Genomic DNA, 21,740 nt, shown 5'->3' on the forward strand with positions numbered 1-21,740 from the left:
AGATGGCATGAGCACGGTTTTTGAGCCTCGCCACAAAGGATATAATTTCCCTAAATCCCAGCCCCTACTTTGCTATTACGATCAACGTAACTGTGATCTCTTACTTTCATAATCGACATCTCTTTCACGCCTTTACTGTATGATCGAACGACTTTTTTAAGGCTGTGTTGGCCTACCCACTTTTAACGGATTTTTGATTTATACATTATGGAATTTTCTTTCCTCTCGCGCCGCCTTGCCCATACGCTGGTGCTAACCGCAGTTGCCTTGCCTGCAGCCGCTGAACAATTCACCACGACCACAACGACTGAAGACAAGATCTTGCCGTGGGAATGGGCTGACACCATGGCCAAAGATACCCTTAATTGGCTCGGTGCCGATGGGGAATTTGATCCCAGCAAAGGGGTCGATTGGGGGTTAGTTCCTGGCCCTATTTATTCGCCAGAAAAGCAGTTTGGTATCGGCATCTCCGCGGTTGGGTTATTCGTCGCCGATGAAACCATGATGGATTACGCGCCTAGCTCTATTACCGTAAAAGGCTACGGTACTACCAATGGTTCTATCGGCACTGAAATGGAACTGCGCAGCCACTACAAACACGATAGCGAGCGTCTTTATATTGATGCGGAGATCATGGATGCGCCTGATCTGTACTACGGTGTTGGGATTAGAGCTGGTCGCGACGATAACAATGAAATCGAATTTGATCGCACTACCTATCGTATTGCCCCGCAATACTTGTGGCGGGTTGCCACCAGCACCTACGCCGGCATCGGCTTTGATTTTCGCCGCAGCGAGAGTAACGCACTCGATCCAAAAGTACCCGATTTGAAGACCGGCTTTGGTGACAGCAGCCAAAACCTCGGCCTAACTGCCCATGTCATCCATGACAGTCGTGATTTTGCCCTTAACGCATCCCGTGGCCGCCTGATTGAGTTCAACCTCAGCGGCTACAGCGATAATCTGGCCTCGGATGAATCCTTCCAAAAACTTGCAATGACTTACTCTGAGTATAAGCCAGTGGGTAACGCAACCTTTGCTTGGCAAGTACAAACCGAATTAAGCCATGGTGATGTGCCGTGGGATCAACTAGCTCACCTTGGTGGCAGCCGTAAACTGCGCGGTTACGAAGAGGGTCGTTACCGTGATGAGCAACTGTTGATGGCACAAGCGGAATGGCGTCAACCAATCTATGGCCGTCACGGTGCCGTTGCGTGGGCCGGTGTTGGTACTTTGTCCGAAGATATCGATGAATTGGGCAAAGAAAAGTGGTTGCACAGCGTTGGTGTGGGTTACCGTTTTGCCATCAAACCTAAGGTAAACCTGCGCTTGGACCTTGGCTTCGGCAACGGTGATAAGGGCGCTTATTTTAGCGTTAACGAGGTGTTTTAAACTCAGCTAAGACTGAGTGTTTGCCGATTAATTGACCTGAGCGTACTATGGATATCACTACCACAGCGGAGGTGTGTATGCTTCAGGTCAAGTTAGATCACTGCGCCGGCATTGTGATTATCGATTCCGATCGGCACATAGAGCAAGCGCAATTACGCCAAGCGCTGTTGCAGATCCGTCCCTACCTCTATCGCCACCAGCACCTTCAAGGGGTGTTGTGGAGCTGTCATCACTTGCCCCATTGGCGCCAGTGGCAGGATATTAAGGCAACACTTGAGTTCATCGCCCAACTTAATCATCACACCAATAACTTTGCCGTCGTTACCAATTCCGCTTTTGGCGATCTCGTTGCCAAACTGAGTTTATTGTGGAAGCAACCGACGGTGCGCCATTTTGCCTTAGTAGAGCAACAACAAGCACAACGTTGGTTGATGACCACATCCAGTTAATGCTGCTAGCGACCTAAAGTGGATTGTTGCGCTCGCAACTGATAATTAAACTGATCAAGTAGCGGCGTTGGGCGCTTAGCATCGATCATCTGTAGCAGATCAATCTTTAGCTGTTGATCTGACCAATATTGACTGGCGTAACTGCCCATAGCTGGCATGTCCAGTTGCCAATTAAACAGCTCCCCAATCACCCAATTCGAGAACTGAAAAGCTTCGTATTCGTTTGCTAACGTAAAAAAGTCGGCGAATGACTTAGGCGCTAACTGTTGCTGGGCGATAAAAGCCGCATGATAACCTTGCGCCAACAGACTGTCTTGCTTAAAACCAAGTTGAAATTGGTAGGAGTGGCGCGTCTCGTGGATCAATAACGCCAGGCTAACGGCATTGGGCTGTTGGCTTAGTTTGCCCCTATTTAGGTAGACAGTGCCACTGCTGGGATTGGCAACATCAAAGTCAAAAAAGGCGAGTTTGTCGGGGTAGCTGCTGTCATCAATTAACAGCGTTGGCGGCTCTATGCCCATCTGTTCACATTGCAATTCAAACACTTTAGCGAGGATCGGTTGTTGCTCGTCAAAGCTTAATTGATCCCACTGCGACAACGCTTGCGCTAGCGTTTCGTCATCGATAATCGCGTCAGCTAGTGTCTGTGCCTGCTGTTTGGTTTCTAACCACGCACTGCGCAGAAAAGGGGTGGCCTGCGGCTGCAACACAAACGCCATGGGGGCTTGCTGCTGTAATGATTGATTGGCAAAAAACGGGTCTAGCCCCGACTTAGCCCAAGTAGGCAATGATACCGTCGCTGCCATTAGTACCATCGCTACCGATAAACCGTTATTCAATTTACTCTGCTCACTGTCTATAAAACTGCAAGGATCTTACTTGCACTACATCTGCACTGCTGAGGGCTAGGCTTGCAATACCAGTACAATATTCAAGATTGCCAGCACTATGGTAACAATCCAAGTTAACAAGGTACCAACCATCCGTCCAAAGTGGAGGCCACCAGCCGTTGCGATTAACCCCCAAGGATGTAGGACCCGAGCAACAACCCAGGCGATAGCGACACTGCACAACAACCACTGCGGCGCTTGATAAAGTTCGGCCACCGCCAGCATTGGCAAAATGAATACCGCATACTCAATCAAGTTAGCGTGACTGCGAGTGCGAGCAAGCAACTCCTGATCCTGACCGGTGCCAATGGCTACCTTACATTTGCGACGAGCGGTGACCGAGAGCAACGCCAAACTCAGTGCAATTAGCGCGGTAATGGATACTGTGATGGCAGTAATTGGTAACGACATGAAAAGCCTTCCTTAATTATCTTGCGCCTACTATGACACAAGCCCATTACACTAAAAACCACTGGAGCGATCTCGGTCACAGTTGTTGATTGCCGCAACAACGTCGTTCACTGATATAATGGTGACAAATACCCTGAGGAGTTGCCCATGAGCACCGATACCGTAAAAACCTTTTACAGCCAAAACAGCCAACAACGTTTCGATGCTACTGTTGACGGTGCTAAAGCCAACCAAGCACTGTGGACACTAGCTGATGACGAAGGTTGTGTCGTGCTTGAGTCTGATCAAGAGCGTTGCTTACTGATGTGGCACGAAGAGGAATTCGCTCAGAGCTGGGCAACAGGTGAGTACTCATCTTGCAAAGCGCTGAAGATCGAAATGAATGACTTCCTAGAGAAGTGGGTACCTGGCATGACCAACGACGGTTTTGACCTAGCCATTGCGCCTAGCCTCGCAGGTGAAGGCATTGTGCTGAGCCCTGAAGAGTTCGCAGACGACCTTGCTTAATAACTAAAGCTGCGTCGCTACTATTAACCGCGTTTCGACGCGGTTTTTTGTTATCTAGCCCTCCTAAAACGAGATGGAACCCAACAGTCTTCCTCCCTGACACATCTACAGCACCAAAACAAACCGCTTGTTATCATCGAAAAAAGTGAGCAGACTCAATTGTCTATAATTTTTAGGGTGGCATCATGGCGGGTTTGATCCCAGAGCTTCAGGCTTGGCAGCAACAGGGGCAATATTTTAGTTGGCGCAACCATCAAATATTCTTTGGTGAGCAAGGCCAAGGCCCAGCACTGGTTCTTATTCATGGTTTCCCGTCCGCCAGTTGGGATTGGCAATACCTACTGCCGATGCTAAGCCAACACTATCGAGTTATCTATCTGGATATGCTTGGCTTTGGCTTCAGTGACAAACCACTGCAACCTTACCTAATCGCACATCAAGCCGACGTAATCGAAGCCTTATGTCAGCATCTGAATGTCGAACAGATGCACATTTTGGCTCATGATTATGGCGATACGGTCGCGCAAGAGTTGTTAGCCCGACAGTTAAATAAACAGCACACTATCAGTTGCCTTTCCTGCGCACTATTAAACGGCGGCTTGTTTCCTGAATCTCATCGGCCGCTATTGGTGCAGAAGCTGTTAGGTAGCTCATTAGGGCCGATCTTTGGCCGCTTTTTCCGCCAGCAAACCCTAACCAAAAATCTAACCCGGATTTGGGGCGACAAACAACCGACGCCGTTGGAGCTGCTTGGAATATGGCAGCTATTGCGCTTTAACAATGGTGAACGCGCTCTGCCCTATATCATTCGCTATATGGAGGAGCGCAAGCAACATCGCGAACGCTGGTTATTCGCGATTGCGGAAACCACCATTCCGTTTGTTCTGATTGATGGTGTTGATGACCCAATATCAGGTCAGTCACTGGTGAATCGCTTCAAGACGCTGATCCCAGAAAAAACCGTCTGTGAACTGCAAGGCGTTGGCCACTACCCACAACTGGAAGCGCCGCAGCAGGTACTCACCCACCTACTGCCATTTCTTCAGCACGCGCAGTCTTACATCGAGCAAGCTGATTGCAACTACACTACCGGACTAGACAAACAAAAGGCTGTATAGCAACTAAGTGTTGTTCTTTCTAATAGAGTTAAAGCACTGGCGAGTCGGGTTACAAAGGGGGCGAAGCTCCCCCCTAATGCATACAAGACTGTGCCGTCGCCACCGCGACATAGTCCCCTAAAAGCACCAAAATCGGTGAAGCCGAAGGCTTAAGATAAACTTCAACAGCTAACTACGACACAGCCAAACAAAAGGTCGTTTGCGTCATGGTTGCATAACCCCTTCACCTGCTGGTTACCTTACCACCAATCATTTTAAACGCTGGCGTACCACGCACCAGAGTATCGCGAGCAAATTGGCCGCCGCAGCCGGGGCAGACACCAGCTTCAATCGTAAAGTCTTTTGCTATGCGCTCCTTGAAGCACTTCACTAAGGCACCAGTGCCACCTTTGCGATAATGGTATAGCTGCGTTTTACACTTGGCACAGAAGACCCCAACCGTCTTACTTGGCCCTTTCTTATTTGGTTTGGCCATGGTTTGCTCCTACTGCTTGGTGTCGTCCTAATAACAACGCCAACTCGGCGGCGTTGTTAACCCCCATTTTGTCGAATAAGCTTTTACGGTGGATCTCAACCGTACGCTGAGCAATGAACAGCTGCGCAGCAATCGCCTTGTTGGTATGGCCGTTAATCACCAGCATCATAAGTTCGCGTTCACGCTCGGTTAACGACGTCAGTTTTGCCGCTAACTGATTCACCTCTAACGTTTCTTGCTGCCGCCGTCCGGACAACTCAAGTCCTTGTTGAATTAACGCCAGTAGCTGGTCGCCATTTACCGGTTTCTCTAAAAAGTCCATTGCCCCGGCCTGTAGTGCTTGCACCGCTTTGGGCACCGTTGCATAGCCGGTGAGAAAGATCACAGAAAGCAAACAACCGCGTTGATTCAGTTGCGCTTGAAGCTCAATGCCATCCATCTTGGGCATGTTGATATCCAATATCGCTACCCCTGTCGCTTCGGCATCGATCGCTTCAAGAAATGCCACGGCAGACTCAAACAGCAATGCTTCAATGCCTACGCCACTGAGCATCCATGCCAACGACTCACGTACATCGGCTTCATCGTCTACCACATATACAGTGGTCATTATTGCTCCTCTTTGGGTAGGCGAAACTCTATCTTCAAACCCGGATACAGGTTTGCTGCACTGATCTGCCCTTGGTGTTGTTCAATAATACGTTTGCAGATCATCATGCCCAAGCCTAAACCCTGCGCTTTGCTGGTTTCAAACGGCATAAATAATCGCTCCAGTGCCGCTTCGCTCAAGCCGCAACCACGGTCGCTAACTTGCACCACCAACCAACACGCTTGTGAGCTTAAGGTAACGGTGACCACTTTATCAGCAGCGGCGTTCTCATCCATGGCATCGATACCATTACGTAACAGGTTCACTAATACCTGTTGCAACAACACCGCATCGCCTTTAATCATCACATCATCGGCGCACTGATTGTTGAATTGGACGCGACATTGATGACGCTTAACATCCGCCTCCATCAATACCAGCGCTTCCTCAATCTGTTGCCGCATATTGATATGATTAACGGTACTAGGGCGAGCACAAAAGCCTCGAAAACGCTGAATTATTCCCTGAGCCTTTTCCGTTTGGGCATTGATCCGCTGTAAACCAAGCTGAAGCTGTTCCTTGTCGAACTGCGCTGACGCCATCCGGTATTGGCACCCTTGGGTGAGATAACGAATACTGGCCAGCGGTTGACTGAGCTCGTGGGACAAACCCGACGCCATCTCACCGGTAAGTAGCACCCGTTGAGCTTTATAGAAGGCGTTCTGTTGCTCGACTAAATGAGCTTGGGTTTGATTGTGCTGCAACACCTCATCTCTCAGTTCGGTGGTCCGCCGTGCCACCAAAAGCTTAACTCGGTAGTGATGCAAATAACCGAGCACCAACACCACTAGTAACAACAGTCCATAGGGTGCTAGTCGCTTAGCAAGCACCTGCCAATCAGGCGCAAATGGCCACAGCTGAATCGACTTAAGCAGGCCATACACTTCACTATCATCAACCGGCATGGTCCAACTATTGTAGCGACCAGTTTTCGCTGCAACACTCTCGGGAGTCAGTTCCAACAACTGTTTCGCTACCGCCGTAGCGACAACACTATCGACGTGATTGAGCTTGGACAACATAAAATAGGGGTACAAACGCGAACTGACCGCACACGGAAAGTCCGCATAAGGTTGCGCTAAGGCCACTTTAAACTCACCTGGATTAACAACGCCGTTGGCCACCGATAACTCAAGGTGGCAAGACGGCAATATGGCGACATCGGCCTCACCGCTGCGGAGCCGATCAAACAAGCTATTTTGAGGGAAGCCGACAAACTGCAATGACCCAAACAGTTGCTCTGGGCTATCGCCGCCATCTACCACTTCTCGTTGAAAAGCCATGTAGCCACCAAAGCCCTTCTTACTGGCCGATACCACCCGCATTTGGCCCAGTTGTTGCGTTGAACCAAGCTGCAAATCACTGCTCACTATCAAGCTCGAACCAATCGCCCGCTCCGGTGTTCGGCCGCTATTCGGGCGCACCGTCAACAACTGACTTACGCCATAGCGCTCCTTGTATTGCACCGTGCGCACCGCGTTATTGATCATAAAGTCGATAGCACCTTGTTCCATCAAGGCATCCATCTGCTTGGGTTGTACTGCCTCGAGTTGAAAATGGTAGCTCGGTAGCTTTTGGTTGAGATAATCCAGCGTCGGTTGCCAACGCTGTTGTACCTCTATCCGATCATTAAACGCCAGCACCCCGATATGGATCGACTCCTTAGCATCGACGCTCAATGGCAAGGCCAACAGCAGCGTTGTACACAGGTGGAGTAATGTTAGGCGGTGGTGCCACATTAGTGTCATTGTCACGTTGCTCTTCTCATTTTATTGCGGCGCATCTTAGTTAACTCAAAAGGTACTGACCGTTAGCTTATGTAGAGCAAGCCCTGAGCTGAGCCCTAGCCGGCGACAACGACACTAACCCTCCGCTGGTTGCACCTACCACAATGTGACGCCACTCACGTTAGGGCTGGCTATGCGGAAAACCACTATATCGAACCTGAACCGGCTTTGGTTAAATCAATTTATACCAACGCACGTGGTCAAATTTAGCTACCGTAGCGATAGGCAGGCAACGATGGGAGTAAAGGTCGTGATCATCAGCTGCAACCACTGACGCTGTAGTGTGCTGCACTATCATGGCCAAAGTATTGTAATAGAGTAGCTAGTACTTCAATTAATATTTAACGTTTAAAGCTATTATTCCGACAAATATTATTTGGCTGGTAATAATTTATGGTGCGCCAAGAAAAATTAATAGCTAAGGCACATTAGTTAACCATCACAAAATAGCCCTACTGTTAAGGGCCATTCACTCAAACACTATTTGGACACGAAGTCAGTCGAATTGTAATTTAATCGATATTTATCAAATTTTGCTGTTGTTTTTTTGTTTCCATGCTTATCCAAATACCATACTGCTTCAACATACTGTAAATCCTCTGCCATCTTTATCGCCTTATCTAGCGGCATCAAAAACAGTGTTGTCGATAATACATCGGCATAGATATGGTTATCATTAAGGACAACCGTGGTGGATATTCCGGTGGTTTTCGGAAATAGCGTCTTCGGGTTAATGATGTGATGATAGTCTACGTTATCTACTGTGAAGTATTTTAGGTAGTTACCACTGGACACCACAGCAATATCTTCCGCAGCGACAATCTCATGAAATTGATTATCAAACTGGTTACATTTGGCTGGTTCGAAGTTTGCCTTCTTGCAGATCGGATCTTCAATTGCAGTGGTAAAAAGTCGCTTTTCTGGATGTTGCCCAAAGTGACGAATATTGCCACCGGCATTGATCACAAACGAAGCGACTCCAGCATCGACTAACTGTTGGTACACCTGCTCCGCCATCCAGCCTTTAGCGATACCACCAAGGTCCAGACTCATCCCTTCAGCCATGGAGACAGTGCCAACGGTCTTATTTAGCTTTATATTGCTGATATCAGAGTATTTAATTGCATCTATCAGTTCCTTGTCAGTCGGAATCAAACAGTCGTCATTGGCCATTTTTAGCGCAGTACACTGGTTGCGATAGCGTCGCCACACCTGCACAACGGGACCGATGGCAATGTTAAAATAGCCATCCGACAGCTGATGCCATTCAATCCCAGCGGCTATAATCTCCGCTAACTCCGGCTCAATTTTATGCACTTCGGTTGGGGCATTATTTATCGCCTTTATGTTAACAATATTGTCATAAGTATCATAATCTGAGCCCAGTTTATGGAGCCGCTCGATGGTGTTCACACTGTCACAAAGTACCGATTCTGCTTGCGCTGAGCCAGCATCATAGATAGCAACGGTAATAGAGGTACCGAAGTACTTTAACGTAGTCATAGTAATAACACCGCCACTCGAATAAATTTGAGCATTGTCATTACATCGGTATTTGTGATTTTGTCTAGTCACTAAATTAGCATCGGCATCTTGCGTTGAATGCGCGTTAGAAGCGAAACAATAAAGTAGCGACAAGATAATTATTGGCCATGCGTTCTTGCTTTTCATTTTCGATACCAAACAAATAGTAGGAAATAATCTTAACACATCTTGATTGATTCTTTTCTATAGCTAACAGGTGATCACGATCGCAAAAAATAACTCAAAGTGAAAAATATTCGCTGCGTTGGCGGTTATTATAATATTTGCTATTGAACAAATAACAATAGTGCTTATTATCAGCTCAACTTCATTTAGACATCAAAGGATAGAACCTTGGAAAACACTTATCGCCTCAAGCAAACATTTATTTGCACTGCTATCGCTTTGGCTATCAGCGGCTGTGCCAGTACCGCGCCTAAAGGCAAGTATGTCGATGGTAGCCACGAAGTCTCAGCTAAAGGTAAGAAAAGCCAAATCGTGCTAGCCGTTGACGTTGAAAACGGCAACATTAAGGAGATTTCAACCAAATCCCACAATGAAACCGAGTCGCTCTACCTTAACGCTGAGCGGCTGCTGCCAAAGATCGTAGCCAACAATGGTCATGAAGAGATTGATGCAGTCTCCGGTGCCACCTACTCCTCTAACGGGATCCTCCAAGCCATTAACGACCTACCTCGTGCTGATGGTAGCCAACCTGAGTTTCAAAGCGTTGGCTCAACCCAAACCACGCAAGAGGCATTCAAGCTGAAATGGTCTGTCCAACCTCAACTTGGTCTGGTGGCCGGTGATTACTACTATCAGGAAGAGCGCTTCCGCCAAGGCCACATGGGATCGATGACGGTGGTACTTGATAGCAACAATCCAAACGACATCATCTTGGCGGAATTTAACGAAGATGGCCGCCCGAACTACTACACCCGTTTGTATCAGGATGTGCCTAAGCGCATGTCTGAGTATAACTTCTCCATGGGCAAAAAAAAGGGAACCGCGTGGATACAGTCTGCGGTCACGATGGAGCAGTTGATGATGGCCGAAGACAAGTTAATCTTTGAGGAGAACCCTAACTGGGATCCGAAGCTTGCCAACAAGCTAAAGCAGCCAAATCGGTTGAAATACGCTGGTCTGGATATCGTTGCTGGCGCATCTAACTCTATTCAACAATCGTTGGTGCCGTTGAGTGCCAAGATCCACCATCAGATCCAAACTGAAGGCAGCCAGCTTAAATTCTACCAGCATGCTGAAAAATTGGTCGACAGCAATGGTAAATGGATTGGTCAAACCGCACTGCTGCGTTTCGTGGTAGACAGCAACAGCAAGAAGATTGTCGATGTCTACTACGACGAGATCTTTGCTGATGAGAAGAAGCAGATTACTGATGCGTCGTTAAAGAATTTTTATCGCCAATCTAAATACCAGTCGGTCATGTACGAAGAGCCTGCACGTATCGGCTTTAACGTAATGATGGATGCACTCGAGCAACACATCGTTAGTGGCGGTTCCATGTTTGATATCGATGATTTACCAGCAACTGGCGACAGCGGCAGTTACGCTGCAACGGGCTTTACCAAGCTCTCATCTTCATGGGCTAACTACTTAAAGCAAGCCGATATCCTCTATCAACAGATGCAAGCTGACGGCGTTATCGAAACCCACAGCAAAGGCTAATACTAACCTCGCAGTTCACCTCCCCCGTCATTGGATTCCAGTGACGGGGTGGTTATTTTATCGCACCGCTATTTCATCACTGCTAACGTACAATTATCCTTTGACTATCAAATTACTTACCTTTAATGTAATTTGAAAATCAAAACATATTATGAAGTTATGGAATTCGATACCCTTTTCTACGTGGCACTGCAATCCAGTCTCATTCTTGGTTTAGTTCACGGCATAAATCCCTGTGGCCACTCTTGGCTGGTTTTGGCACCTTTTGTTGCTGGTAACTCAAATGGCAAGCGTGTGTTTAACCTTACTGCTGCCTTCATTACTGGTACTACCCTAGGCTGCTTAGCCATTGGTTTAGCGCTTGGGCTGTTATCTGCTGGGTTGCCAAAGCAAGTACTGCACATCACAGATGTTGTCACCGCAATCATCATCATTGGGTTAGGGGCCATATTACTGTGGCGACCACACCTCCTGCACTCTCATGACCATGACCATGACCATGACCATTCTCATCATCATGACGGCCACCGCTGTCAACATGATCACCACCATCATTGCCACCAACCGCAGCAATCCAAGGGTGGAATGAAACAAGCAACACTGTGGGGACTGGCGTCCATCGGCTTCGTAAACATGATTGTTCCTTGTCCAACCGTAGCGATGATGTACTCCTATTCGTTAACCTCCGCTAACGCAGCTAATTCGGTCGCGGTCTTCGCGATCTATGCTGTCGGTACTGGAATCAGCATGGCTGCGGTAATCTACGCCATCTTCCGCGCCACGACTGCAATGAGAAAACTGCAAAAATCTTGGGTTGAACCAGCTATTATGCGCAGTGTTGGGGTTCTGACAATCGTCTTTGGTGTGTACACTCTCTATGCCAGTTATTTGGCATAAGGCCACATTTTGAGAGAACCATGCCCCACGTTAACCAACTGAATCACGCCATCATCGAATTTTACGAGAAACTCTCCTCTTGGGAGCACTCGGTTGTCAAAGAGAGTGGAATCCCGCTCGCTCACGTGCATGCCGTTGAGCTCCTTGGTGCGCATGGTGCGATGCGAATGAAAGAGCTGGCAACGAAGATGTCGATCACCACCGGAACCATGACAGTACAGATAGATAAAATGGTTAAGTCAGGCCTGGTTGAGCGTCGACCGCACCAAACCGATCGACGTTCAATTTTAGTGGAGCTTACTGCCAGTGGCGAGGCGCTCTATCAAGATCATGACGAGCTGCACCATGGTTTAACCCAGCAGTTGATGTCGGCCTTAACGGACGAACAACAACACGCCTTGCTCGACTGCCTCAATAAAATGAATCGCGAATTCTAACTCGCGTTACTCTGTTGCTTGATTAACCGTTGTTGCAACGGTGAGCGTCAAGCAACAGCAATACTCTTTTCCGCACAATAGCTATATAGATCCAACAATCCAATGATTACTGAATTTTCCTTTGCCAGTTCTGCCATGGTCACTTTTGGTGTCATCGCGTTAGCCGAAATCGGCGATAAAAGCCAACTAGTGTGTATGACCTTAGCCGCTAAACACCGCTCTCGCCCAGTACTAATCGGGGCTATTAGCGCATTCTTGCTATTGAATGCGTTAGCGGTTTCCCTCGGTGCATTGTTAGCAGATTGGATCCCAACCCAATGGATCACCGCAGCCGCAGCGATACTGTTTGCTCTGTTTGGCTTACAAGCGTTATTTGGCAGCCACGAAGAGGATGAAGATGTTGATGTCGATACCCGGTACAAAAGCCGCGGCATCATCTTAACCACCTTTTCGATGATCTTCCTTGCCGAATTAGGCGATAAAACCCAATTGTCTGTGGCTGCTATGGCAACCACCCATCCAACCTTTGCGGTATGGCTCGGTTCATCGCTGGCGCTGGCTTTTACTACCATACTTGGCGTGCTAGCCGGTAAACATTTGCTGGCGAAGCTCGATACGGCACGACTAAATCGAGCTAGTGGCCTATTTTTTCTGGTGCTTGCTGCCACGCTGATATTTCAACTGCTCTCATAGTATTTTCTGCCGAGCAGCGACATAAATTGAAGATACAAAAAGGGCTCCCGAAGGAGCCCTTTTGTTATCCATAACACTATCGCTTAGCTGTTCGCTTTCGCTTTGGACTGGTTATCCAGCAAGGTCAGGATGTTCTTGTATGGGATGCCGGAGTGAGTGGTTAGACCGATCTCACAGGTTGCAGAAACGGAGTAACCGCTGGTGCAACCTTTGTCCTTGGTTTCCTCTTTCAAGTGACGCAGGCCATGGGCGTTCAGCTCTGGGAAGTTCATACCGCGGTTACCCGCCATACCACAACAACCCACCTTCTCTGGCACTACCACATCGGTAGCACAAAGTTCTGCCAACCCAACCAAATCACCAACAATACCGGTCTTACGACAGGTACAGGTTGGGTGAATGGCGATCTTCTCTTCCTTCTTGGTGATATCCAGCTTGTCTACCATGTGGGCCAAAGCAAACTCTTCTGGTCCCATCATCTTCAAGCGTTTGTCACAGGCACGCTGCATACGCTCAAGACAGGCAGTGGTTTCAACCAGAATTGGGTATTCACCGTTGTTGGATACTTCCAACAACCAAGCAGACAGTTCGTCAGACTTACGATCGGCTTGCTCGTCGTGACCGTAAGATTCCCACGGCTGACCACAACACATGCCCTGTGGTTTGATGCCTGAAACCATTTCGATGTTGGCTTTTTCAAACAACGACTTGATGGTTTCTGGAATGGAGCGCTGATCGTCGTTAGACGGAGCAGTACCCAGCATACGGTTCAAACATGCAGGGAAGTAAACCGCTTTGCTATCACCACTGGTCTTCATCTCTGGTAACGCTTTACCGCGCTTAGGCATGCCTTCAGTCCACTGTGGAATTGGGGCGCCAGTCTTGCGCAGCAGCTTGGTTACGCCACTCATGCCTTTCTCACCGATAACAACACGAGCGATGTCGGTTGCACCAAGGGCAAAGCGAGCTACGCCTTCCAAAGAGTCAAACTTGTCAGCAGTAAAGTTAGAGATCTTCTTATCCATCTCGGTTGCGCTTGCTGCACGCAATGCCTTGATGTACTTACCGGTATCGATGCCCATTGGACAGGCAACTTTACACAGGCCGTCAGCAGCACAGGTATCCATGGCGAAGTATTGGAAGTTCTTCTTAAGTTCAGCCAGTACTTCAGGTTCTTGACCGTTGGTTTCCAGCGTCTTCATTACGCGAGATACCGCGGTACGTTGACGTGGAGACAAAGTCAGAGAGTGAGATACACAGTGTTGCTCACAGAAGCCACACTCGATGCACTTGTCCACGATTTCGTGAACTTCTGGCAGCGGCTTAAAGCCTTTTGAGTGACACTTAGGATCGTTGTTGATGATTACGCCAGGGTTCAGGATGGTACTTGGATCCAGAACGGTCTTAACGCGCTTCATCATGTTGTAGATGTCGGTGCCCCACTCGCGCTCTACAAAGGCAGCCATACCGAAACCGGTACCGTGCTCAGCCTTCAAAGAACCGTCGTACTTGCCTGCAACCAGCTCAACTACCGCATCCATAAAGCCATCAAAACGCTCAATTTCTGCTTGGGTAGAGAAATCTTGGGCGAAGATCACGTGGTAGTTACCTTCCAGCGCGTGGCCGTAGATAACCGCATCGTTGTAACCGTGTTCGAAAGACAGGTTCTGCAGATCGATGGTGGCGTCAGCTAACACATCGATTGGGAACGCGATATCTTCAATAATACAAGAAGTACCAGCAGGACGCATAGAGCCAGCTAATGGGAATACCGCCTTACGGATAGCCCACATATTGGTGATTTCAGCCGCATCTTGGGTGAACTCAACCGGTACGTATAAGCCGTGCTTCGCCATGATGGCAGACATCTTGGCGATGTTAGCGTCGACTTCCTCTTGGCTAGAGCCAAAGGTTTCGAACAATACTGCAGTTACGTCTTTGTGGACATCAGCCAAAAATTCAGGAGTCTGGTACTTAGACGCCGCCACAGCTTTCAAAGCGAAGTTATCCAGCAACTCTGCCGCACCTGTCTCTTTGAAGGCATCGTTACGCAGTTCTACAACTGCATCACACGCGCCACGCAGCGAGTCAAAGTAAACCATTGCTGAAGCAGAGTGAGATGCCTTCGGCACAGACTTGATGGTCATTTCTGACAAGAAACCTAAGGTACCTTCAGAACCCACCATCAACTTCAAGATGATGTCGATTGGGTCGCTGTGGTCAACGAAGGAGTTCATACCGTAGCCGGTCACGTTCTTAATGGAGTACTTACGCTTGATGCGAGCAACCATCTCTTCGTTAGCGTTGATCTCATCGCGGATCGCTTCGATGCCAGCAATGATCTCAGGGTACTTGGTGCGGAACTCATTTTTAGACAGCTCGGAAGCCGTGTCTAATACAAAGCCGTCGGCCATAATGATGCGAGCAGACTCGATCATTTGGTACGCGTTGGAGTGAGTACCACAGTTCATGCCAGACGCGTTGTTGGCCACAATACCGCCAGCCATTGCTGAAGCAATAGTTGCTGGATCTGGGCCGAACTTCCAACCCAGTGGATTAAGCACTTGGTTGATTTTGGAGCCAATAACACCAGTTTGAACGCGAACACGCTCACCGCCATCTAATACTTCTAGCTCATTCCAGTCGCCGCCAGCAACCATAAGCACAGAATCAGAGATAGCCTGACCACACAGTGCAGTACCAGCTGCACGGAAGGTCACTGGGGTTTTAGTTGCGAAACACTCTGCCATTGCTGCAGATACTTCACCTTCAGTTTTCGGGTGAGCCACAATCTGTGGACGTTTCTGGTAGAAAGATGCGTCAGTACCCCACGCCACACGGCGCAGATGGTCGGTATGAACGCGGTCCTGGGCAAGAATGTCGCCCATTTTGTGAGCTAGTTCACTTATGTTACTTGTGAGCATGTGATCTGTTCCCTAAGGTCTAAAACGACAAATCGAGCCATAGGCTCGATTATTCAGTTCATAGCTAGGTTATTAATAACCTTAAATAAATAATGCGAACTAGCGCCTATGTTGCGATGAAAAAATGTTGATTGTGTGTTTCGCTAACCACATCACTTTTTCTTGAAACTGCAATTCAGTGCTAATCACGCTTATCTCATTCTCTTTGAACCCCATCACGATTCATCGTTGCTTGGAGCAAAGAGGAAAACAGAAGTCAGACCTATGCGCCTGACTTCTGCGCTTACTTAAGTGGGGTTTTTAGTAACCGCCCCAAAAGAAAGCGATGGTGCCAGCAACCATGGCGTAAGCCAGAGCAACAGGCAGAGTCTTACGAATAATCTCAGACTCACGGCCAGCCATGCCAACAACGGTAGCCGCAGCAACAACGTTCATTACACACATCATGTTACCGGCGTTAGCACCGATACCTTGCAGTGCAAGAATCAAGGCATGGTTTGCACCGATGTTGTCAGCAACAGAGAACTGCAGGCCAGAGAACATCATGTTAGAGAAGGTCGCAGAACCGGATAGGAAGGCTCCGAAGATACCAACAACTGGAGCGGTCCATTCCCATACTGAACCCATGGTCGAAGCCAACAGTTCAGCCAATGCTTTTGGCATAGACAGCAAACCAGATGCGTTTTCACCTGAGTTCAGGAAGATCTTCACCATCGGTACAGAAGCACCCAAGGAGATGATGGTTGGAACCATAGACTTACAAGAATCAGTGAATGCGCCTTTGAATGCAGCAGGTTTCATCTTGAAGATGAAGAAACCCAAGATACATACGGCAACGAAGAAAGCACCAGGAGCATAGAAAGTTGCGAAACCCGCTTTCAGGTTGGTTCCAAGCAGGCCAGTCCAGCTCATGTTGAAGCTAACTAGGAAAGACTTCAGTGGCGCAACGGTACGAGACAGTACCAGCAACGCAGCCATAACCAAGTAAGGAGTCCACGCAGCCAGCTGAGAGAACTTCGCTTCGCTTTGCTCTGCTTCTTCTTTCTTTTCTACGCCTTCGAAATCAAACCAAGGGGTCTCAGGCAGCAAGAAGCCTTTCTTGGCAGCAGGGATTACTACAGCCATACCAACCAGAGCACCAATCACAGATGGGAACTCAGGACCAGCGAAGTAGTTAATCAACCAAGCAGGAACGGTGAACGCTAGACCAGCGAACAAAGCAAACTTCCAAATGGCCAAACCTTCTGCGAACGATTTGTTGCGACCGAAGAAACCAGTTAGAACTGCAACCAATGCTACTGGGATCAGAGAACCGGTAATCAAATCGATGGTAATCATGTGCATTGCGATTAACTGAGCGTAATCAGCGAAGGTTGCACCAGCGCCCATTGCAGCGATCTGCTCTGCAGCCATGTGGCCAGCGGATGAGGTCAGACCCTGATCCATACCAAACAGAACTGGTAGACCAATTGCGCCGAAAGATACCGAGGTCGAATCAGCAATCAGAGCAACTACAGCAGCAGCCAGTGGTGGCACACCCAGCAATACCAATAGCGGAGCACCGATTGCGGCAGGGGTACCGAAACCAGCTGAACCTTCAATGAAGGAACCGAACAACCAACAGATAATGATTACCTGAACACGGGCATCCGCAGAGATGTTGGTGAAACCAGCGCGAATGGTATCCATAGCGCCAGAAGCAGCTAGGGTCTTCAACAAGAAGATTGCACCAAAAATAATGGTCAGCGGAGTAATGGCCGCCAACATCCCTTCAACCACAGAGGCGGCAAGGATGGTGGTGTCCATCTGCCATACAAATACTGCAGCCAGTGCAGTCAGTACAGCGGAGATTGGCATGGCACGAGATGCAGGCATACGCATCAGTACCAAGAACACTAGCACCGAAATAATCGGCGTTAATGTAGCAATGGTTTGAATAAAGGTCACAATTGGATCCTCAAAAAAATGTCGAATTTGCGTCAGCAGCTTCGAGCTACTTGCCCTCATCGAAGACAAGTAGATCGATGTCGCACATTTTAGTTTGTTGAGGATGGGTTACTGTGACAGTTATCACCAACACGATCGCATTAATAACTTTCATGTTCTTGGCTTGCTTTATGCCAACATGCTGCAAAAACATTCAACAATTAGCCAACTCAACCCCCATTAGCAGCGATTATTTTCATGACAAAACAGTCAGCTCATCAACGATGTACAAACATTGACCATTTCAATGAAATTATCACTAACTCGCTACCGTTTTTATTGCTCATTTTTGCGACTTGATGCGAATAATTTCAGAAAATCGTGGACCAACTTTTCAACCTAACTCGACATTCACTGCCTAAGTGTTTCGTAGGTCACACTCTATTTGCACGTTATTGCCACCCAAATTGGTGCTCGCTTTTACGTCAATCCGAGCAAAAGGCATCGTTCTCATAACAAAACAAAACCAACTTGTTTACATGGTTTATGGGATTGATTACTACGGATTACGGAAGTAACACCTGCTGATGGATTAAAATTACCGTGCTATAAAAGTAATTGAATATGCAATTTCATTTTTGCGCTGAGGAGCTTCTAATTGAGTCGCGAAATTGTCCAAGGGGATTGCTGTTTCGTTTGGACCATCGTGATTGCTACGTTGCCGCATGCTACAACGAAAATCGGCCACAACACTGTTGTGGCCGATTTTCGAAAGTCAAACGGGTTGTTAGCTGCGAGCTAACTCGACCAGTTTATTCCCACTCGATGGTTGCCGGCGGCTTACCGGAAATATCGTAAACCACGCGCGATATCCCTTCGATTTCATTGATGATGCGATTGGAAACCTTACCTAAAAAATCATACGGCAGGTGGGCCCAGTGCGCCGTCATAAAGTCGATGGTTTCTACCGCGCGAAGGGAAACAACCCAATCGTACTTACGGCCATCACCCATGACGCCAACGGACTTTACTGGCAGGAACACGGTAAACGCTTGAGAAACCTTGTTGTACAAATCAGCTTTATGCAGTTCATCAATGAAGATCGCATCGGCACGACGTAATAAGTCGCAGTACTCTTTCTTCACTTCACCCAGAACACGTACGCCTAAACCAGGCCCAGGGAATGGATGACGGTACAGCATGTTGTACGGTAAACCGAGCTCTAGGCCAATCTTGCGTACTTCATCTTTAAACAACTCGGTTAGTGGCTCAACCAAGCCCAGTTCCATATCTTCTGGCAGGCCACCAACGTTGTGGTGTGACTTGATCACATGCGCTTTACCGGTCGCCGCACCAGCGGACTCGATCACATCAGGATAGATGGTGCCCTGTGCTAACCATTTTACTTCTTGAATGCGGCTAGCCTGCTCATCAAACAACTCGATAAAGGTGTGGCCAATCGCTTTGCGCTTTAGTTCAGGATCATTGATGCCCTTCAGGGCATCCAAGAAACGCTGCTCAGCATCAACTCGAACGATGTTAAGTCCAAAATGGTCGCCAAACATCTCCATCACCTGATCGCCTTCGTTTAAACGCAGCAAGCCGTTATCGACAAAGACACAGGTAAGTTGCGAGCCAATGGCGCGATGCAGCAGCATTGCCACAACGGAAGAATCCACACCACCGGATAGCCCAAGGATTACCTTGTCGCTACCCACTTTCTGTTTGATACGCACAATAGCGTCATCGATGATAGCACTGGAGGTCCATTTAGCTTCACAGCCACAGATATCCAATACGAAGTGCTCTAGCATGCGTTTGCCTTGCTTAGAGTGAGTTACTTCAGGGTGGAACTGTACGCCGTAGAAGTGACGAGACTCATCCGCCATGGCAGCGTATGGGCAGGTTTCGGTCTCAGCTATTTTGCTAAAGCCCGCGGGGATCTCAGTCACCTTGTCACCGTGGCTCATCCACACGTCAAGCAATGCGTTGCCGTCTTCACTTACCGCATCTTCGATGTTTTTAAACAGCTTGGTTGCTGCCAACACCTTAACCTGGGCATAGCCAAATTCACGATGATCAGAACCAGAAACCTTACCGCCTAACTGCTCGGCCATGGTCTGCATGCCGTAACAGACACCCAACACTGGAACACCGGCATCAAATACGTATTCAGGAGCGCGTGGCGAGTTCGCTTCAGTTACCGACTCTGGGCCACCGGAAAGCACGATGCCGGTTGGGTTAAAGTCACGGATCTGCTGTTCAGATACGTCCCATCCCCACAGTTCGCAATAGACGCCGATTTCGCGAACACGGCGAGCGACTAACTGAGTGTACTGGGAACCAAAATCTAGGATCAGGATACGGTGGTCATGGATATTGCTCATGAGCTTTGTTTCTCTTTTTATAAGTGTTGTAAAAAGGGCAGACTCCGTCTGCCCTTCATCCCGATTAACCCATACGGTAGTTCGGTGCTTCTTTAGTAATGGTTACGTCGTGAACGTGAGATTCTTTAATGCCAGCGCCGGAGATCCGAACAAATTCAGCTTTAGTACGCAGGGCTTCGATGGTGCCGCAACCGGTCAAACCCATGCATGAACGTAAGCCGCCCATCTGCTGGTGAATGATCTCTTTCAACTTACCTTTGTAAGGGATGCGACCTTCGATACCTTCTGGCACCATTTTGTCGGCAGCATTGTCGCTCTGGAAGTAACGATCCGATGAGCCTTGGCTCATGGCACCTAAAGAGCCCATACCACGGTAGGACTTAAAGGCACGGCCTTGATACAGCTCAGTTTCACCTGGTGCTTCTTCCGTACCCGCAAACAAACCACCAGCCATAACACAGGATGCTCCTGCAGCCAGCGCTTTGGCGATATCACCGGAGAAACGAATACCACCATCGGCGATAACTGGAATACCGTGCTTGTCACATACTGCGGCAGCATCAGCAACTGCGGTGATCTGTGGTACACCCACACCGGTAACGATACGAGTGGTACAGATTGAACCTGGGCCAATCCCCACTTTCACGGCATCAACGCCAGCGTCAATCAACGCTTGCGCGCCTTCTGCTGTAGCTACGTTGCCACCAACGATTTGCACCTCAGGGAATGCGGCTCGGGTTTCGCGAATGCGCTGTAATACACCTTCGGAATGGCCATGGGAGGAATCCAGCAGGATGATATCAACACCGGCTTCAACCAAGGCGGCAACACGCTCTTCGTTACCAGCACCTGCACCAACGGCTGCGCCAACACGAAGGCGGCCCAGCTCATCCTTACATGCATGTGGTTTCTGCTCCGCTTTCTGGAAGTCCTTAACGGTGATCATGCCCTTAAGCTTGAATGCCCCATCCACTACCAATACCTTTTCGATACGGTGCTTGTGCATCAGTGCTTGTGCGTCAGTAAGAGCTGCACCCTCTTGCACGGTGATCAGCTGATCTTTCGGAGTCATCAGTTCTGGCACCGTGAGATCTGGATTAGTTACAAAACGAACGTCACGGCCGGTAACGATACCAACCAGCTCGCCGCTTTCGGTTACCACAGGGAAGCCAGCGAAACCGCATTTATGAGTCAGCTCGCGCAGCTCCATCATGGTAGTTTCTGGGGTTACGGTTACTGGGTCTTGAACCACACCAGCTTCGTATTTCTTCACTTTACGAACTTCGTTAGCTTGCTGCTCGATGCTCATGTTTTTGTGAATAAACCCTAGGCCACCTTCTTGTGCCATCGCAATAGCCAAACGCGCTTCAGTCACAGTATCCATCGCAGCGGACAACAGTGGCAAATTAAGCGAGATTGTTTTGGTCAGTTTGGTGCCAAGAACGGCAGTATTAGGAAGAACGGTAGAGTGGGCTGGGCATAACAAAACGTCGTCAAACGTCAGTGCCTCTTGTTTAATTCTTAGCATTGCAACATTCCACCTGAGTAGGGTTTTGGGTTTGAAATATTGCTGGCGGAGTATAGCGAT

Annotated in this window: 18 protein-coding genes; 8 read left to right on the forward strand and 10 right to left on the reverse strand. The window is 48.5% G+C overall.

The window, feature by feature from the left end; translation table 11 throughout:
• Positions 1 to 207: 207 nt before the first annotated feature.
• Together HER31_RS08785 and HER31_RS08790 are read left to right on the forward strand one after the other, a co-directional pair.
• On the forward strand, positions 208 to 1,392 hold the full coding sequence (locus tag HER31_RS08785) for a BamA/TamA family outer membrane protein (protein ID WP_168660225.1): 1,185 nt from the start codon (positions 208 to 210) through the stop codon (positions 1,390 to 1,392).
• 47 nt (positions 1,393 to 1,439) lie between these two features.
• Complete coding sequence (locus HER31_RS08790; protein WP_168660226.1) at positions 1,440 to 1,841, forward strand: SpoIIAA family protein; 402 nt, start codon at positions 1,440 to 1,442, stop codon at positions 1,839 to 1,841.
• Between the two features lie 5 nt (positions 1,842 to 1,846).
• Here HER31_RS08790 and HER31_RS08795 read toward each other — a convergent pair whose 3' ends face one another.
• Positions 1,847 to 2,680 carry a hypothetical protein gene (locus tag HER31_RS08795; RefSeq protein WP_168660227.1) on the reverse strand — a complete coding sequence of 278 codons (834 nt, stop codon included), beginning with the start codon at positions 2,678 to 2,680 and terminating at the stop codon, positions 1,847 to 1,849.
• Positions 2,681 to 2,746: 66 nt separating this feature from the next.
• Entirely contained in the window at positions 2,747 to 3,142 is a 396-nt protein-coding gene (locus tag HER31_RS08800) for an MAPEG family protein (RefSeq protein WP_168660228.1), read from the reverse strand.
• A gap of 147 nt (positions 3,143 to 3,289) precedes the next feature.
• Here HER31_RS08800 and HER31_RS08805 point away from each other — a divergent pair, with 147 nt between their 5' ends.
• Both HER31_RS08805 and HER31_RS08810 read left to right on the forward strand, forming a co-directional pair.
• A complete protein-coding gene (locus tag HER31_RS08805) occupies positions 3,290 to 3,649 on the forward strand; it encodes a DUF2750 domain-containing protein (protein ID WP_168660229.1) in 360 nt (119 codons plus the stop codon).
• 185 nt (positions 3,650 to 3,834) lie between these two features.
• Positions 3,835 to 4,767, forward strand: coding sequence for an alpha/beta fold hydrolase (locus HER31_RS08810; RefSeq protein WP_168660230.1), 933 nt, complete (start codon positions 3,835 to 3,837; stop codon positions 4,765 to 4,767).
• 223 nt (positions 4,768 to 4,990) lie between these two features.
• Here the strand turns inward: HER31_RS08810 and HER31_RS08815 are convergent, their stop codons facing one another.
• The 4 genes from HER31_RS08815 to HER31_RS08830 form a co-directional block, all read right to left on the reverse strand.
• Positions 4,991 to 5,242 (reverse strand): hypothetical protein, encoded by a 252-nt coding sequence (locus HER31_RS08815; RefSeq protein WP_168660231.1) that lies wholly within the window; start codon positions 5,240 to 5,242, stop codon positions 4,991 to 4,993.
• Complete coding sequence (locus HER31_RS08820) at positions 5,226 to 5,852, reverse strand: response regulator transcription factor (protein WP_238786913.1); 627 nt, start codon at positions 5,850 to 5,852, stop codon at positions 5,226 to 5,228. The genes HER31_RS08815 and HER31_RS08820 overlap by 17 nt, the downstream gene beginning before the upstream one ends.
• Positions 5,852 to 7,639, reverse strand: coding sequence for a sensor histidine kinase (locus HER31_RS08825; protein WP_168660232.1), 1,788 nt, complete (start codon positions 7,637 to 7,639; stop codon positions 5,852 to 5,854). The genes HER31_RS08820 and HER31_RS08825 overlap by 1 nt, the downstream gene beginning before the upstream one ends.
• Before the next feature lie 519 nt (positions 7,640 to 8,158).
• Positions 8,159 to 9,181, reverse strand: a complete 1,023-nt coding sequence (locus HER31_RS08830) for an FAD:protein FMN transferase (protein ID WP_168660233.1) — start codon at positions 9,179 to 9,181, stop codon at positions 8,159 to 8,161.
• Between the two features lie 375 nt (positions 9,182 to 9,556).
• Here HER31_RS08830 and HER31_RS08835 point away from each other — a divergent pair, with 375 nt between their 5' ends.
• From HER31_RS08835 to HER31_RS08850, 4 genes are all read left to right on the forward strand, one after another.
• Complete coding sequence (locus tag HER31_RS08835) at positions 9,557 to 10,888, forward strand: FMN-binding protein (protein WP_168660234.1); 1,332 nt, start codon at positions 9,557 to 9,559, stop codon at positions 10,886 to 10,888.
• A 159-nt stretch (positions 10,889 to 11,047) separates the two neighbouring features.
• Complete coding sequence (locus HER31_RS08840; protein WP_168660235.1) at positions 11,048 to 11,785, forward strand: urease accessory protein UreH domain-containing protein; 738 nt, start codon at positions 11,048 to 11,050, stop codon at positions 11,783 to 11,785.
• Between the two features lie 20 nt (positions 11,786 to 11,805).
• Positions 11,806 to 12,222, forward strand: coding sequence for a MarR family winged helix-turn-helix transcriptional regulator (locus HER31_RS08845; protein ID WP_168660236.1), 417 nt, complete (start codon positions 11,806 to 11,808; stop codon positions 12,220 to 12,222).
• Between the two features lie 102 nt (positions 12,223 to 12,324).
• Positions 12,325 to 12,915, forward strand: a complete 591-nt coding sequence (locus HER31_RS08850) for a TMEM165/GDT1 family protein (protein ID WP_168660237.1) — start codon at positions 12,325 to 12,327, stop codon at positions 12,913 to 12,915.
• An 83-nt stretch (positions 12,916 to 12,998) separates the two neighbouring features.
• Here HER31_RS08850 and HER31_RS08855 read toward each other — a convergent pair whose 3' ends face one another.
• From HER31_RS08855 to guaB, 4 genes are all read right to left on the reverse strand, one after another.
• The gene (locus HER31_RS08855) at positions 12,999 to 15,839 is read right to left on the reverse strand and encodes an FAD-binding and (Fe-S)-binding domain-containing protein (protein ID WP_168660238.1); all 2,841 of its coding nucleotides are present in this window, start codon (positions 15,837 to 15,839) and stop codon (positions 12,999 to 13,001) included.
• A gap of 300 nt (positions 15,840 to 16,139) precedes the next feature.
• Positions 16,140 to 17,786, reverse strand: a complete 1,647-nt coding sequence (locus tag HER31_RS08860) for an L-lactate permease (RefSeq protein ID WP_168660239.1) — start codon at positions 17,784 to 17,786, stop codon at positions 16,140 to 16,142.
• A 791-nt stretch (positions 17,787 to 18,577) separates the two neighbouring features.
• Entirely contained in the window at positions 18,578 to 20,152 is a 1,575-nt protein-coding gene (gene guaA / locus HER31_RS08865) for a glutamine-hydrolyzing GMP synthase (RefSeq protein WP_168660240.1), read from the reverse strand.
• 64 nt (positions 20,153 to 20,216) lie between these two features.
• Entirely contained in the window at positions 20,217 to 21,680 is a 1,464-nt protein-coding gene (gene guaB / locus HER31_RS08870; protein ID WP_168660241.1) for an IMP dehydrogenase, read from the reverse strand.
• Positions 21,681 to 21,740: the final 60 nt, after the last annotated feature.

The organism is Ferrimonas lipolytica (assembly GCF_012295575.1).
GTDB lineage: Bacteria > Pseudomonadota > Gammaproteobacteria > Enterobacterales > Shewanellaceae > Ferrimonas > Ferrimonas lipolytica.

What these genes read in the sequence shown, in the direction of transcription:
- HER31_RS08810 (WP_168660230.1), top strand. Translation starts at nt 3,835, where the DNA reads ATGGCGGGTTTGATCCCAGAGCTTCAGGCTTGGCAGCAACAGGGGCAA.
- guaA (WP_168660240.1), bottom strand. Translation starts at nt 20,152, where the DNA reads ATGAGCAATATCCATGACCACCGTATCCTGATCCTAGATTTTGGTTCC.
- HER31_RS08855 (WP_168660238.1), bottom strand. Translation starts at nt 15,839, where the DNA reads ATGCTCACAAGTAACATAAGTGAACTAGCTCACAAAATGGGCGACATT.
- HER31_RS08805 (WP_168660229.1), top strand. Translation starts at nt 3,290, where the DNA reads ATGAGCACCGATACCGTAAAAACCTTTTACAGCCAAAACAGCCAACAA.
- HER31_RS08845 (WP_168660236.1), top strand. Translation starts at nt 11,806, where the DNA reads ATGCCCCACGTTAACCAACTGAATCACGCCATCATCGAATTTTACGAG.
- HER31_RS08840 (WP_168660235.1), top strand. Translation starts at nt 11,048, where the DNA reads ATGGAATTCGATACCCTTTTCTACGTGGCACTGCAATCCAGTCTCATT.
- HER31_RS08785 (WP_168660225.1), top strand. Translation starts at nt 208, where the DNA reads ATGGAATTTTCTTTCCTCTCGCGCCGCCTTGCCCATACGCTGGTGCTA.
- HER31_RS08830 (WP_168660233.1), bottom strand. Translation starts at nt 9,181, where the DNA reads ATGACTACGTTAAAGTACTTCGGTACCTCTATTACCGTTGCTATCTAT.
- HER31_RS08800 (WP_168660228.1), bottom strand. Translation starts at nt 3,142, where the DNA reads ATGTCGTTACCAATTACTGCCATCACAGTATCCATTACCGCGCTAATT.
- HER31_RS08850 (WP_168660237.1), top strand. Translation starts at nt 12,325, where the DNA reads ATGATTACTGAATTTTCCTTTGCCAGTTCTGCCATGGTCACTTTTGGT.
- HER31_RS08790 (WP_168660226.1), top strand. Translation starts at nt 1,440, where the DNA reads ATGGATATCACTACCACAGCGGAGGTGTGTATGCTTCAGGTCAAGTTA.
- HER31_RS08815 (WP_168660231.1), bottom strand. Translation starts at nt 5,242, where the DNA reads ATGGCCAAACCAAATAAGAAAGGGCCAAGTAAGACGGTTGGGGTCTTC.
- guaB (WP_168660241.1), bottom strand. Translation starts at nt 21,680, where the DNA reads ATGCTAAGAATTAAACAAGAGGCACTGACGTTTGACGACGTTTTGTTA.
- HER31_RS08820 (WP_238786913.1), bottom strand. Translation starts at nt 5,852, where the DNA reads ATGACCACTGTATATGTGGTAGACGATGAAGCCGATGTACGTGAGTCG.
- HER31_RS08825 (WP_168660232.1), bottom strand. Translation starts at nt 7,639, where the DNA reads ATGACACTAATGTGGCACCACCGCCTAACATTACTCCACCTGTGTACA.